The sequence below is a fragment of the Lentzea xinjiangensis genome (assembly GCF_900110955.1).
In the GTDB taxonomy this organism is placed as follows: domain Bacteria; phylum Actinomycetota; class Actinomycetes; order Mycobacteriales; family Pseudonocardiaceae; genus Lentzea; species Lentzea xinjiangensis.
On sequence record NZ_FOFR01000017.1, the window covers coordinates 1 to 13,816 of the forward strand.

Genomic DNA, 13,816 nt, shown 5'->3' on the forward strand with positions numbered 1-13,816 from the left:
GCGCCGGTGGAGTTCGACTGGAACAAGGCCGCCGCGGCGCTGTCGCAGCCGGGCACGCCCGCCTTCGTGCTGGCCTCCGTCGACATCGCCATCGCGAACGTGGTTTCGCGCGTGGCCCACGAGGAGGCGGTGTCGGTGATGACCGCCATGGAGGACCACTCGCGGCAGATCGACTCGTCGGTGCCGGCCTTCACGCCGCCGTTCAACCCCAACACCGGCCAGGTCGAGGAACCGGTGATGATGAGGGCCCGCCTGGGTGCCACGCCCACGCTCGGCGGTGTGGACGGCTTGATGTCGACGCAGGCCGCGAGTGCCGGTGCCGTGGCCGCGCCTCCGGACGTCAACGGTGGTGCCGGAGCCGGTGGCGCCGCGGTGAACCAGCCCGCCGCGGCGGCCTACACCCCGTCCGCACCCGGTTACGCGGGTTCCGGCAGCGCTGGCGCGGGTGGCGGCGCGGGCTCCACCCCGGAAGTGCCCACCTACAACCCGGCCGGCACCAGCACCACCACCGCCGCCGCGACCTACACGCCGCAGGCACCCGGCCACACCGCGCCGGGCAACACGGGCAGCACGCACACCAGCGGCAGTGGTGGCAGCAACTACACGCCGCAGATGCCGGGATACACGCCGGGCACGGGTGCCGGTGGTTCGACGGCCAAGCCGGGCGGCGGCCAGTACACCCCGCAGATCCCGAAGCCCCCGGTGGTGGGCAGGGACATCGCGAACCCGAACTACACCCCGCAGAACCCCAGGGGCTTCACGCCCACCGCACCCGGCTACACCGGTCCGGGCGGCGGCGGTGCCGGAGGTGGTGCCGGTGCCGGTAGTGCCGGCGGTGCGGGCCTGAGGGGTGGTCCCATGCCGTTCACCCCCTCGATGGGAGCCGGTGGCGGTGCGTTCGGCGGCGCGGGTGGCGGTGGCGGTGCGTTCGGCGGCGGCGCGGGTGGCGGTGGCGGCGCGGGTGGAGCCGGTGGCGCGTTCGGTGGTGGCGCCGGTGGCGCGGGTGCCGGCGGCGCGATGCAGCCCGGTGGCTCGGCCGGTGTGCAGGGCCAGGCGGCCCGTCCCGGCATGATGGGCATGGCCGGTCCCGGCACGGCCGGTGTGGCCGGTGCCGGCATGGCCGGCGCCCCGATGGCTCCCGGTGCCGGTGGCAGGGGCGAGGACGACAAGGAACACCGCTCCGCCAGCTACATCATGGGCGGCGACCTGTTCGAGGTCCCCGGCGAGGACCTGCCCCCGTCGGTGATCGGCGCCGCGAAGCCCAAGAAGCAGAAGGAGTCGTGACCGGCGGGGTCAGTGCTCGTCGGCGGTGCTCAGGTGGAAGGCCACCCGGCCGGAGGCGATGCCGTTGACCTGCACCTCGATCTCGTGCTCACCGGGGTGGTAGGTCCGCGTCGTGATCCGGCGGAAGGAGTGCTTGCGGCTGAGGGTGAGCGATTCGCCGGGGTCGATCGCACGGGTCGTCAGCTTGAACACCTTGGGCGTGCGCGTGCCGTTGGCCTTGAGGTGGTGCACCACGTAGTCCACGGCCAGGTTCGCGGTGGACTCGCCCGTGTTGCTGAGGACGACCTGGAACGAGAGGTCCTCGCCGAGCGCCACCGACGTGCGGTCGAGCAGCGGGCCGCGCACGGACACCCCGGTGGCGGAGCCGAACCCCAGCAGCGCCAGCGCCCCGAGGTGGCCCTTCTTGACCAGCGTGCGCAGCCCGTGCCGGACGACGCGCCGGGTGTTGGCGTCCGGTGCCGCGAGCCAGCGCGTGGCCGTGGCGACGACGAGGTCCGGGTCGGCGCGGCTGAGGTCGTTGAGGTGGTTGGCGACCGAGCGCCGCACGTAGTCGCTCTCGTCGCGGTACAGCGCGTCCAGCACCGGCAGGGTCCTGTGTGGACTGTCCCGCAGCGCGCGGACGGCGCGAGCCCACGGCAGGTGCGGGCGGGTGCCCTCGCTGGCCAGTCGCCGCACGTGCTCGTCGGGGTGCCCGGTCCACGTGCGCACCACGGCGAGCGCCGTGTCGGGGTCTGCGGACAGCAGCGGGCGGATGGCGAACTCGGCGGTCAGCCGAGAGGTGAGCTCGGCGAGCAGGTGCAGGGCCGCGACGATCGCGGGCGGTGACTCGGCGAGCGCGCGAGCGGCCACCGCCTCCGTCACCGGCCACACCGGCCAGCCGGTCAGCTCCTCGTCCGGCAGGGCCGATCCGACGACCGCCGCCAGGCTCGCGAAGTCGCCGGGAAGATCGTCCAGCACCGCCCCCGCGAGCAGGTCGCAGCGTTCCCGGAGGCTCAGCCCGGCCAGTCCCGCGGCGGCACGGCGCAGGTGGTGCAGCGGCTTGCCCGGTGCGGCGCGAGCGATCACGGCGACCAGGCCGTCCGCCGCGGCGGGACCCAGGAGTTCATCGGCGGTGGGCATGGGGTCCTCCGGTAGCAGGGGTGGTAGCTGCGCTATAGGCTCCAATGTAGCGGATGGTGAGATCTGTTGACGCGGATGGCCGGCCTCGCCGCGGCGGGGCGAGTCACCCGATCGACCGCCTGACGCGAGAAAACAAGGGCTGCCCGAAGCACGGCGCTCCTGGCTGGATCATCCGCCCGTCGGCCAGTGAGGGGAGTTCGAGGGCGTCGAACCCGAGCGTCTCCACCAGTGCCGCCACGACTCCTCGCGCCGGTGCGTCGTCTCCCGCCACCGCGACCGAGAGGCGGTCGGGTGCGCCGGGAGGCCTCGCCGACGACTCCAGTTCCCCGTAGCCGATCTGGTTCAACGACTTGACCACTCGCGCGGAGCCCAGGAACTCCTGCACCACCTCGCTGCTCGTCCGCCCGGACTCGAAGTCGGCCACCCTCCCGTCGACCTCCGGCCAGTAGTTCATGGCGTCGACGACGACCCGGTCGGACAAGGCCTCCCGCGGCAGTTCGCGGTAGCGGTGCAGCGGAACGGTCAAGATCGTGACCTCCGCCGCGCGGCCCAGTTCGCCGGCGTCGGCGGCGATGGCGCCGGGAGCCATGAACTCCAGGACGAGCTCGAGTTCCGCGCGACTGCTCGTGGACGCGACTCCCACGCGGTGGCCGGCCTTGAGCGCCAAGCGGGCGATCGTCAGGCCGAGCCTGCCGCCGCCGATGATCCCCACGGCCGGGGAAGAAACTCCCGAATTCATCTGTTGAACATACTGTCTGATTTACAGATGGTTCAACCAGGGCGGGAGTGATCATGGAACTGGGTGTGGCGACGTTCGGCGACGCGGACGTCGATCCGGTGACCGGTGGCCGAGTCGCACAGGCGCAGGCGATCCGGAACATCGTGGAGGCGATCGAGCTGGCCGAGCAGGTGGGTCTCGACTGGTTCGGGATCGGCGAGCACCACACGCCGGAGTTCCCGGCCTCCTCGGCGGCGCCCGTCCTGGCGGCGGCAGCCATGAGAACGCGCAGGATCAAGCTGTCCAGCGCCGTGACCGTGCTGGGCACGGACGACCCGGTGCGCGTCTACGAGCAGTTCGCCACTGTCGACGCGCTGTCGCACGGACGTGCCGAGATCATCGCGGGGCGCGGCTCGTCAGTCGAGTCGTTCCCGTTGTTCGGCTACGACCTGACCGACTACGACCGGTTGTTCAGCGAGAAGCTGGAACTGCTGAAGGCCGTCAACGAGTCCGAGCACGTCGTGTGGAGCGGCACGACGCGGGCTCCGTTGAACGGGGAGTACATCCCGCCGCGTGCCGAACGCGGGCCGCTTCCCCTGTGGGTCGGGGTCGGCGGCTCGCCGGGGTCGGCGGTGCGCGCCGCCAAGCTCGGGCTCCCGCTGGCGACCGGTGTCCTCGGCGGTAGCGCGACCCGCAACGCGGCGCTCGTCGACCTGTACCGGCGTGCCGCCCAGGAGCTGGGCAACTCCCCGCAGCAGACGTTGGTGACCATCGGACAGCCGGGATTCCTCGCCGACGGAGGAAAACGGGCTCGCGAGGAGTGGTGGCCGCACTACGACCGGTTCATGCGCACGGTCGGCGCTCAGCGCGGGTGGCTGCCGCCCTCGCGCGAGTCCTACGACACCGGGGTCAAGCCCGGCGGCGCCTTGATGGTGGGTGGGCCCGAGGAGGTCGCGGAGCGGATCCTGGCCCTACACGCCCGTTACGGACACGTGCGGCACTACCTGCACATGGACTGGGGCGCACTGCCGCAGGCCGCACACCTGCGCGCGATCGAACTGTTCGGCACGAAGGTCGCGCCGATCGTGAAGGCCGAGCTCGGCGACACGTCCGTCGACGAGCTCGCGGGCAGGGTCACTGCTCGCCGATGACGGTCAGGCACGTCTCGAACGAGTGATCGCCTCTCGCCGCCGCGGCCTTGCCCAGCAGGCGCCGGAAGAGCTCCTGCTCGGCGGGGTCGAGCCCGGCCAGGACGATGCGCTCGGCTGCCGCGACCTGCTCGCAGAGGTCGCTGACCGCGGCACGACCGCGGGCTGTCGCCACGATCTGCCTCTGCCTGCGGTCCTGCGGGTTCACCCGGCGCTCGACGAAGCCCGCGGCGACCAGGTCGTCGATGAGGTAGGTCATGACCGTGCGGTCGAGGCCCAGCCGGTTCGCCAGCGCGAGCTGGCTCGGGCGCTCACCTCTGAGCACCTCGCGCATGGTCTCGTAGCCGCGAGCGCCGTGCGGGAACCCGCTCAGTGCGGGCGTGACCACCTCGCGGTAGGAACGGAGCAGCACGCCCAAGGCCAAGCCGACGTCATCGCCGTCGGCCTCGTCGTGCGTGGTCTTGCGAGTCCGGCTCACGTGGACCAGCGTACAAGGAGGCCGGCCGCACGTTTCCCGACGCGGGCCCAGGACCGGCGAAGGAGTTCGGCGAGCGGTCGCGGCCTCCGCGTCCACCGGCGCGGCTCGTCGGCCGGGTGAACCGGTTCCGGTGAACGTCAACAGCCACATCGCGCGGAACTCGGAACGAACGGCCTCTCGTGGAACGCGACTCGATCCGTTGCGCCGCCTGCCGCCAACCACGGAGGGGACCGGCGGAACACATTGTTTCGCACTTTCCGCGAACTTCGTTGCATTCCGGCGAATCCGCGATGTTCAGTGGTCGGGCGAACTCTTGCAGCGAGGAGGTGTGAATGGTTGCTCTCATGCCACCGCCGTGGAAGTGACGCGGTGGACGGCTGAAGTGTCAGGGGAACAGGTCAGGGCATGCATCTCGACTGGTTGGCATGCCCTGGCCTGTGCCATCGCACCGATCGTTGCGCGGGCTGCAACCGGGCGGCGATCGTCCCGGAAAACCGGCGAAGCTGTCCATATGAGACGGTGAGTCGAAGTGTGGTGCTCGTCCTCCCGGTGCGCTGAACTGCGCAAACCCGGGCTCGGGCCAGTGGTGGCTGCGTTTTTCGGCATCAGGATGTGGTCAGCTTGGTACGCTTGCCGCGCTGAAAGTTCAGCGGTTCCGCGGCTCCGCCGGTCCTGTGTGGATCGTCGTCCGGCGCGGATCGGAGAACCTGGTTCCGGCACTGGTCGCACGCGGACGACCGAAGTCGGCTCCACGATCCGAATGGCGCCGTGAGCAGAGCGTGCGAATTGAGTTGTTCAGCTGTGGCCGTTGTCCTGATGTCCGAGTGAGCTAGGAATGCTCCACATGATCAAGACTGTTCAACGTGCGCTGTCGCGCGCCATTGAGGCCGTTCTCATCCTCCTCGGTGTGATGATCTTCTTCTCCGACAACCGGGGTTGGATCACGTTGTGGGATGTTTTCGCCCTGATCTACCTGGGAATCCGCGTCGCGCGAGTCCGTGCCAGCAGGCGCGGGAAGCTGGGCGAGAACTGGTTGAGCCTGGCGCTCGGCCCCCGCGCGGGGCTGCTGTTCACCATTTTCACCAGCATCGCCGGTATCACCGCGGGCCTTTCCATCGTGATGGGTGTCGACGGCGGCGATGAGACCGCCGATCTGGTCAACAAGGTCATCGCGGTGCCCGCGGTGCTCCTGGCGTGGGCGATCCTGCACTTCGGTTACGCGGAGCGGTACGCGCAGGCCTACTACCGCGCGCTGCCCGAGCAGATCCTCGTCTTCCCGGGTTCTCCTGAGCCCACCTACGCGGACTTCGCGTACTTCGCCTTCACCGTGGGGACGACGTTCGCGGTCTCGGACGTCGACACGAACGGTTCGATCGTGCGCGTGCGGGTGCTCGCACACAGCGTGCTCGCATTCGTCTACAACACCGCGACGCTCGGCATCGCGATCGGGGTCGTGACCGGGGACTAGGTCGTGTTTCAAAGGTGGTGACCGGCGGCGTGTCGGTGCCGGAACGTGGCGAGATCTCCGGTAAGTGGGTTAGCGACCAAGCAAACCTGCAGTACCGGAGACCTCGTGGCCAGCGTAGCGGCAGCGGGGCGGGCCGACCTGACCGACGCGCAATGGGCGGTGCTGCAACCGCTGCTGCCCGTCGGGCGTAAACCGGGTCGCCCGCCGAAGTGGAGCAAAAGGCAGTTGATCGACGGCATCTGATGGCGGGTGCGCGTCGGTGCCCCGTGGCGCGACATCCCGCCCGACTACGGTCCCTGGCAGACCGTGTACGGATTGTTCCGCCGCTGGCAGCGGTCCGGAGTCTGGCAGCAGATTGTGACCGCGTTGCAGGCCCGTGCCGATGCCGACGGGCTGATCGTGTGGGACGTGTCAGTGGATTCCACCGTCATGCGGGCGCACCAGCACGCCGCCGGAGCACGGAAAAGGGGGATCTGCAGGTCGAACCGCCCGACACCCCGGCCGGCGGAACCGAGCCCGACGATCACGGGCTGGGCCGCTCACGCGGCGGCTGGACCAGCAAGCTGCACCTGGCCTGCGAGCAGGGCCGACGGCCGTTGTCGCTGCTGGTCACCGCCGGGCAGCGGGGCGACAGCCCGCAGTTCACGCCCGTGCTCGAGCAGATCTCGGTACCGCGCCTCGGCCCCGGCCGGGCACGAACCCGACCCGACCGGGTCCTGGCGGACAAGGCGTACAGCTCCCAGGCCAACCGGGCCTATCTACGGCAGCGGAAGATCAAGGCGACCATCGACCAGCCCCGTGACCAGGCCGCCCATCGCAAGGCCAAAGGCTCCGCAGGTGGGCGGCCACCGGCGATCGATCGGCAGGTCTACAAACAGCGCCACGCCGTCGAATGCGGTATCAGCATGCTCAAGCAACACCGCACGGTGGCTACCCGCTACGACAAACTCGCCCTCCGCTACCAGGCCACCATCCACGTCGCCGCCATCAACATCTGGCTACGCCACATCTAAAACACGACCTAGGTCCGGCCCGCTCCGCCATCGGAACACCGCCTCGCTCACCTTCCGGTGGGCGAGGCGGTGTTCGTCGGACCGGGGAGCGCCCAGCCGCTCACCACGTGATGTCCGGATGGCTCCGATGAACAGCACGTAGGTGCTGGAACCTTGTGCTCGTCCCGCTCGTTGCCGACCATGCCGGGGTGGGCCGCGGCGTCGGAGGGTCGGCAGTCGTTCGAGACCGTCCACATCGGAGCGGTATGCGAACAGCGAGGTCGGCATGGCTGACGTCCGGTGGGCCCGGATCCGCGGTCAGTTCGACGCCGCGGCGGCGGACTTCACCGGGTTGAGGCGCTGCCTGTGGGAGCCGATCGGTGCGGCGGCGGTGGTGGTCGCGAGGCCCGGGGCGGGTGACCGGGTCCTCGACGCCTGTTGCGGCACGGGCACTTCGGCGATCCCCGCCGCGCGGCTCGTCGGCCGGCACGGCCTGGTCGACGCGGTGGACCCGTCGGCTTCCATGATCGACGAGCTGTGGTGGCTGGCGAAGGACCTGCCCCAGCTGCGCGCTCGCCAGGCGGACGTGACCACCTGGACCTCCGGCGGCTACGACCTGGTCCAGTCGGCACTGGGCATCCTCTCCTTCCCCGATGTGGTGGCGGGGACGGAGCACCTGGTCGGCCTGGCGCGCCCCGGTGGGCGAGTGGTCCTGACGATCTGGCAGGACGGGGCGATGGCCGCGGCGGGCCGGCACCTCGGCCGTGCCGTCGGTGAGGGCGTGCCCGCCCCGCCGGCCGGGCAGACCGAGGGCATCGACCGAGCGGACGCGTACGCGAAGTGGTTGCGCGCACGCGGTCTCGTCGACGTCGAGGTGACGGTCAGCCCGCTCGCACTGGCGATGACCCCCGACGTGGCGTGGCTCGTGATCGTCGGCTCCGGGCTTCGCGAGGTGCTGGCGGAGGTGCCCGTGAGCGAGCTGGACGCCGTGCGCGAGCGCTACCTCGAGTCGATGCGCGGCGAAGGCCTGACCGAGCTCGACGCCACGACGTTGATCGGCAGCGGCCGCCGCCCCTGACCCCGGCGGGACAGCGCGGCGCTGGGCGGAGTCGGCGAACAGGGCCCGCATGGGAACGAAACAGGGGACGCGGGTGTCCTCCTGGCGGCGGGCCGGTCATCCGGCGCCGGGCGCGGGGTAGACCTGGACCACTTGACCGGTTCGACTGCTCGAAGATGTGGAAGACGAAGACGATGTGCCGCGCACGAGACACTGTTGCCGATGAGGTGCTCATCCGCCGGCTCTTCGAAGACCACGGCAGAGCGGTGCTGACGTACGCGACCCGGCTGTGCGAGGACAGAGCGGCAGCCGAGGACGTCGTGCAGGAGACGCTCCTGCGCGCGTGGCGCCGTCCGGGAGAGTTGCTCGGCAGCAAGGGAGCGGTGCGCGGCTGGCTCCTCGCGGTGGCGCACAGCGTCGTGACCGAGGGGCGGACCGCCGGCGGAGGCGGGGCGCGGCACGGCTTCTTCCACGAACATCTTTCCCTGGGAAGGTCCAATGCAGATTCGTCGTCGTCTCGCGGCTGAGAACTCGATCCTGGTCGAGACGCGGGACCACCCCGATGAGGAGTGGGCGGCCGGTGACGCGAGGACGGCGTTCGGTTTCGAGTCGCCCTTCGCCCCGTCCTGGGAGGCGGAGCGCGCTCTCGCCGACGGCGTGGCCGAGGGAGACCTCCTGCTGCCGTTCCAGCCGTTGTCGTTCCGCGACTTCATGTTGTACGAGCAGCACAACATCGACGCGGCCCGCGGGTACGTCGGGCGCTACCGGCGCGGTGTGGCGGGGCTGGCACGGGCCTACGAGGCCGTCACCCGCTCGGTCTTCCCGGCGTTTCGCCCCAAGCCCCTGTGGTACCGGCAACCGATCTACTACATGGGCAACGCCGCCACCATCGTGCCCAGTGGCACCGTGGTGCGCGCACCTGGTTACACAAAGGCGCTGGACTACGAGCTGGAGCTGGCGTTCGTGTTGCGCAGCCCGTTGCTCGACGCCTCTCCCGCAGAAGCCGAGCAGGCCATCGGCGCGTTCGTCGTCCTGTGCGACTTCAGCGCGCGAGACGTCCAGATCGCGGAGATGAACAGCGGCTTCGGACCGCAGAAGGCGAAGCACTTCCTGACCTCGCTGTCGAGCACGGCGGTGTCCGCCGCGGACGTCCTTCCACAGTGGACGAAGCTGCGGGCACGGGTGGAGATCAACGGGAAGACCGTGGCGAACCCGGACGCCGGCCGGTCCCGCTGGTCCCTCGGCGAGGTGCTGGCGCACGCTTCGGCGGGCGAGCGGCTCCACGCCGGCGAGCTGTTCGCGACCGGCACCTTCGTCGGTGGCTCCGGGATGGAGATCGGGCGCTGGCTGCAACCGGGGGACTACCTGCGCCTCGACATCGACGGCGTGGGCACGGTCGAGCACCGCATCCTCTGACGCCTCCGGTGCGAGCGCGTCACCACAAGGCAGTGTTCAAAGCAGTAGCAACGACGTCGGGGGAGCCCGTGCAGATCGGGTTCACGATGCCGCAGGCGGGTGCGGTCGCCTGGCAGGCACCGCGAGCGGCCGGGTACGCGCGCGAGGCCGAACAGCTCGGGTGATCTACCAGGCGGACGACGTCGACCACATGCTGGAGCAGGTCGGGGGCATCCTGTCGAACCGGCGCTAGCGGAGGGCCCGCGCGCCGGCCGTCCGGTCGCCGCCGAGCTGCCGGAGCAGGACGAGCGCCTCCTCGGAGGGCGAGCCGGCGACAGTCGTCCACACGATCAGCGACTGGTCCGGTGAGCGCGCGATCGACAGCGTCTGCTGCGTCACGGTCACCGTGCCGACGACGGGATGGCGCAGCTCGTAGGACGCGACGTCGCAGGGCGCCGCGCGGTGGTCGCCCCAGAGCGCGACGAACTCCGGGCTCTTCATCGTCAGCTCGCCGATGAGCTCGGCGAGCAGCGGGTCCCGCGGGTGCCTGCCGACGGTGATCCGCAGGTTGGCGACCACCGTGCGGGCCTTGCGCTTCCAGTCCGCGTACAGCTCCCGGCAGTGCGGGTCGAGGAACAGCATCCGGCTCGTGTTCGGCCGCCCCGCCGGGGTGTCCGGGCCGCGGAAGTCCAGGTGGCCCGCCAGCAGGGCGTGGCCGAGGGTGTTCCACGCCAGCACGTCCGTGCGACGGCCGAGCACCACGGCCGGCACGCCGTCCACGGCGCGCAGCAGGTCCCGCGTCTCGTCGGCGAGCTTCTCGGGCCGGGACCGGCGCGCGGGGAGCGTGCGGCGGCCGGCGTCGGCGAGCCGGGTGAGGTGCTCGCGTTCGTGGTCGTCGAGCAGCAGGGCGCGGGCGATCGCGTCGAGCACCTCGGCCGAGGCCCCGCGGGACAGCCCCTGCTCCAGCCTCGTGTAGTACGAGACGCTGACGCCCGCCAGTTCGGCCAGTTCCTCGCGCCGGAGCCCGGCCACCCGCCTGCGGGGACCGAGATCGCGCAGGCCGGCGTCCTCCGGCCGCAGCAGCGCGCGTCGGGCCTGGAGGAAGTCGCCGAGTGGGCCGGGTCCGTCCATGTTCCCAGTGTCCAGGGCGCGGCCGGTGCCCAGCCACACCCCGCGAGGGGTAGGACAACGCGGGAGTGGTTCGGGCGTGTCCGCGCGGCCAGGCTCGGTCCCGGCCGGACGCAGACCACGAACCGAGGGCGGAGCACATGCAGCAGGAACCCGACCAGATCGTCCTGGGCGATGTCACGATCACCCGAGTCGAGGAGTTCTACGGCTCGGTCGAGATGACCCCGGCCCAGTTCTTCCCGGACAGCTCCGGCGGCTCGTGGGACGAGCACCGCGGCTGGCTGGCGCCCGACTTCTGGAACCCGGGAACGGACGAGTGCCACGCGGCGGTCCAGTCCTGGCTGCTGCGCAGCGAGGGGCGCACCATCCTCGTCGACACCGGCGTGGGCAACCACAAGGACCGGCCGTACTCGCCGATCTGGAGCCGGCTGGACACGGACTACCTCGACCACCTCGCCGCCGCCGGCGTGCGGCCCGAGGACGTCGACGTCGTGGTCAACACGCACCTGCACGTCGACCACGTCGGCTGGAACACCCGGCTCGACGGCCGCGCCTGGGTGCCGACGTTCCCCAACGCCACGTACCTGATGACCCGGCGGGACTTCGAGTTCTGGGACCCGGCGGGTGAGCACAGGTCCGTGCTGGGCCGCGGGAACCAGAACGTCTTCGAGGACAGCGTCGCGCCGGTCCACGAGGCGGGGCTGACGCACCTGTGGGAGGGGTCGTACCGCATCGACGCGAACCTGCGGCTCGACCTCGCCCCTGGGCACACCCCCGGCTCGTCCGTGCTCGTCCTGGACTCCGGCGGTGATCGGGCCCTGTTCGTCGGGGACCTGCTGCACAGCCCGCTGCAGATCGTGGAGCCGGACGTCAACTCCTGCTTCTGCGAGGACCCGGCCGAGTCCAGGGCCACCCGGCACGAGCTGCTCGGCCGTGCCGCCGAGGACAGGGCACTCGTCTTCCCCGCGCACTTCGGCGGCCAGGGCGCCGCGGAGGTCGAGCGCACCGGGTCGAAGTTCTCGATCAAGCAGTGGGCGCCCTTCTCCCGCATCTCCTGACACCACAACCGAAACGGAGCGCTTCCCATGACCCGGCCCGCAGACCCGGTCGTCGAGACCCCGGCGGGCGCCGTGCGCGGCGTCCGCGACGACTCCGGTGAGTTCTACCGCGCCATCCCCTACGCGGCAGCGCCGATCGGCGCCCGCCGGTTCGCCCCGCCCGCGCCGCACCCCGGCTGGCCCGGCGTTCGCGACGGCACGCGCCCTCCTCCCACAGCGCCCCAACCGGTCCGCGACTTCGGCCGGCTCGACATGAGCCCCTACTTCGGACCGGGCTGGGTCCGGGGCGAGGAGTACCTGACCGTCGACGTCCGCACGCCCGCCGCCGACGACGGCAGGCGCCCCGTCATGGTCTTCGTGCACGGCGGTGGGTTCGTCACCGGCTCGGCCCGCGCCCCGCTCCACGACGGCAGCGCGTTCGCCCGCGACGGCATCGTCCTCGTGACGGTGAACTACCGCCTCGGCATCCCCGGTTTCCTCGACCTGGAGGGCGCCCCGGCCAACCGCGGGCTGCTCGACGTGCTCGCCGCGCTCGGCTGGGTGCGCGCCACCGTCGCCGCGTTCGGCGGCGACCCGGGCAACGTCACGGTTTTCGGCCAGTCCGCGGGCGCCACGCTCGTCGGAGCGCTGCTCGCGACGCCGGAGGCCACCGGCCTGTTCCGGCGGGCGATCATGCAGAGCGGAAGCGGCACCGGCGCCTTCACCACGGAACAGGCGCGCCGGGTCACCGCCGCGGCGGCCGCCGCGCTGGGCGTCGCGCCGACCGCCGAAGCGTTCGCCGCGATCCCGGACGAGCGCTTCCTCGAGATCTTGCCCGCACTGGCCGGGCTGGACCTGCGCACCGCCGGTGCCACGGACCCGCTGGCCGGCCTCAGCCCGTTCAGCCTGGTCCGCACGGTCCAGCCCGCCGACGGTCTCGCCGACGGCCCCGCCCGCGACGTCGACCTGCTGATCGGCACCAACACCGAGGAGGGCCACCTCTACGTCGTGCCGCGGGGCGACCTGGAGTCGTCCACGGAGGCAGACGTGCTCGCCGTCGCCGCCAGGGTGCACGCGGATCCGGAGGCCGAGGTCGCCGCGCTCCGCGCGGCACTGCCGGACGCGACACCGGGGGAGCTGCGTTCCGCGGTGCTCGGCAAGGCCCTGTTCGGGGCCGGTACCGAGCGCATGGCGCGCGCCCACGCGCAGATCTCGGGCGGCCGCACGCACGTCTACTCGTTCGGCTACCGCTCCACGGCCCTGAACGGACGGCTCGGCGCCGCCCACACCGTCGAACTGCCCTTCGTCTTCGACGTCGCCGACGAGCCCTGGCTGCACGGTGACACCGGCCTGCTCGGCCCCGGCCCCGTCCCGCCCGGCCTCGCGGCCGGGGTGCACGGCGCCTGGGTCGCGTTCGCCGGCACGGGGGAGCCGGGCTGGGCCGCGTACGACCCGCACCACCCCGTGGCGCGGGTGCTCGGGGCCGAACCCCGCTGAGCTCGCGCCGGGACTCACCCCGTCCCGGGCCGGCGTTGAATTCGGGTTACGTCAGCAATTCGGGCGGGTGCCACTCGTGCTGGCGACGTTGCCGCTCCAGATCCAGCCGAGCGTGCCGGAGGACCGGTCCCGCGCGTAGTACCAGAGGTTGCCGAGCTCGTTGAACTTCTTGCAGAAGATGTCGGCGGTGCCGGAGCGGTTGCTGTAGACGTCGCAGTTCTGGCCGGGACCGTTGCGATAGGGCTCGGAACCGATGGTCTGAAGCGTTCCGCCGTTTCCGTCGCGACCGTACTGAGGGCAGACAACCGCTGCTTGAGCCGGTGACGCACCGATGCCGACAGCGGAGGAAACCACCATCACCCCCACGGCCGTCATTCGCCCGAAGAGTGCTCTTTTCGACATTTGAATCTCCTTGCTGGTGTTTTTGGCGGAGATGAGGAGTTGTCCAACAAGAACACGGTGCTCTTCGGGCGGATACCGCCGGGTGAGTGACAT

Annotated in this window: 14 protein-coding genes and 1 pseudogene; 10 read left to right on the forward strand and 5 right to left on the reverse strand. The window is 71.2% G+C overall.

Translation table 11 applies throughout. The features are described from left to right. On the forward strand, positions 1 to 1,284 hold a 1,284-nt coding region (locus tag BMW88_RS42225), incomplete at its 5' end, for a hypothetical protein (protein ID WP_177221441.1). Between the two features lie 9 nt (positions 1,285 to 1,293). Here BMW88_RS42225 and BMW88_RS29505 read toward each other — a convergent pair. Next, positions 1,294 to 2,403: a DNA alkylation repair protein gene (locus BMW88_RS29505; RefSeq protein WP_089956803.1), complete on the reverse strand. Its 1,110-nt coding sequence runs from the start codon at positions 2,401 to 2,403 to the stop codon at positions 1,294 to 1,296. Positions 2,404 to 2,506: 103 nt separating this feature from the next. Then, positions 2,507 to 3,142, reverse strand: a complete 636-nt coding sequence (locus BMW88_RS29510; protein WP_089956805.1) for an NADPH-dependent F420 reductase — start codon at positions 3,140 to 3,142, stop codon at positions 2,507 to 2,509. A 53-nt stretch (positions 3,143 to 3,195) separates the two neighbouring features. On the opposite strand from BMW88_RS29510, the gene BMW88_RS29515 reads away from it, so the two are divergent. After that, positions 3,196 to 4,272, forward strand: a complete 1,077-nt coding sequence (locus BMW88_RS29515) for an LLM class flavin-dependent oxidoreductase (RefSeq protein WP_089957144.1) — start codon at positions 3,196 to 3,198, stop codon at positions 4,270 to 4,272. Here the strand turns inward: BMW88_RS29515 and BMW88_RS29520 are convergent. Then, positions 4,256 to 4,747: a MarR family winged helix-turn-helix transcriptional regulator gene (locus BMW88_RS29520; protein WP_177221443.1), complete on the reverse strand. Its 492-nt coding sequence runs from the start codon at positions 4,745 to 4,747 to the stop codon at positions 4,256 to 4,258. The genes BMW88_RS29515 and BMW88_RS29520 overlap by 17 nt on opposite strands. A gap of 844 nt (positions 4,748 to 5,591) precedes the next feature. On the opposite strand from BMW88_RS29520, the gene BMW88_RS29525 reads away from it, so the two are divergent. The 6 genes and pseudogenes from BMW88_RS29525 to BMW88_RS44090 all read left to right on the forward strand — a co-directional run bounded on the left by BMW88_RS29525 (position 5,592) and on the right by BMW88_RS44090 (position 9,844). Next, complete coding sequence (locus tag BMW88_RS29525; RefSeq protein WP_089957147.1) at positions 5,592 to 6,215, forward strand: DUF1345 domain-containing protein; 624 nt, start codon at positions 5,592 to 5,594, stop codon at positions 6,213 to 6,215. A gap of 105 nt (positions 6,216 to 6,320) precedes the next feature. After that, positions 6,321 to 7,228: pseudogene (locus BMW88_RS29530) on the forward strand (IS5 family transposase). A 265-nt stretch (positions 7,229 to 7,493) separates the two neighbouring features. Then, complete coding sequence (locus BMW88_RS29535; RefSeq protein ID WP_089956811.1) at positions 7,494 to 8,285, forward strand: class I SAM-dependent methyltransferase; 792 nt, start codon at positions 7,494 to 7,496, stop codon at positions 8,283 to 8,285. Positions 8,286 to 8,440: 155 nt separating this feature from the next. Beyond that, complete coding sequence (locus tag BMW88_RS29540; protein ID WP_425434703.1) at positions 8,441 to 8,791, forward strand: sigma factor; 351 nt, start codon at positions 8,441 to 8,443, stop codon at positions 8,789 to 8,791. Continuing rightward, on the forward strand, positions 8,763 to 9,680 hold the full coding sequence (locus tag BMW88_RS29545) for a fumarylacetoacetate hydrolase family protein (protein WP_089956815.1): 918 nt from the start codon (positions 8,763 to 8,765) through the stop codon (positions 9,678 to 9,680). Before BMW88_RS29540 ends, BMW88_RS29545 begins: the two co-directional genes overlap by 29 nt. A 32-nt stretch (positions 9,681 to 9,712) precedes the next feature. Next, the gene (locus BMW88_RS44090; protein WP_281249460.1) at positions 9,713 to 9,844 is read left to right on the forward strand and encodes a hypothetical protein; all 132 of its coding nucleotides are present in this window, start codon (positions 9,713 to 9,715) and stop codon (positions 9,842 to 9,844) included. 64 nt (positions 9,845 to 9,908) lie between these two features. On the opposite strand, the gene BMW88_RS29550 is transcribed toward BMW88_RS44090, so the two are convergent. Next, positions 9,909 to 10,790 (reverse strand): helix-turn-helix domain-containing protein, encoded by an 882-nt coding sequence (locus tag BMW88_RS29550; RefSeq protein WP_089957152.1) that lies wholly within the window; start codon positions 10,788 to 10,790, stop codon positions 9,909 to 9,911. Positions 10,791 to 10,927: 137 nt separating this feature from the next. Between BMW88_RS29550 and BMW88_RS29555 the strand changes: the two genes are divergently transcribed. Continuing rightward, on the forward strand, positions 10,928 to 11,845 hold the full coding sequence (locus BMW88_RS29555) for an MBL fold metallo-hydrolase (RefSeq protein WP_089956818.1): 918 nt from the start codon (positions 10,928 to 10,930) through the stop codon (positions 11,843 to 11,845). A 27-nt stretch (positions 11,846 to 11,872) separates the two neighbouring features. Beyond that, entirely contained in the window at positions 11,873 to 13,321 is a 1,449-nt protein-coding gene (locus BMW88_RS29560; protein ID WP_089956820.1) for a carboxylesterase/lipase family protein, read from the forward strand. A 51-nt stretch (positions 13,322 to 13,372) separates the two neighbouring features. Here BMW88_RS29560 and BMW88_RS29565 read toward each other — a convergent pair whose 3' ends face one another. Next, positions 13,373 to 13,816: a hypothetical protein gene (locus BMW88_RS29565; protein WP_143116303.1), complete on the reverse strand. Its 444-nt coding sequence runs from the start codon at positions 13,814 to 13,816 to the stop codon at positions 13,373 to 13,375.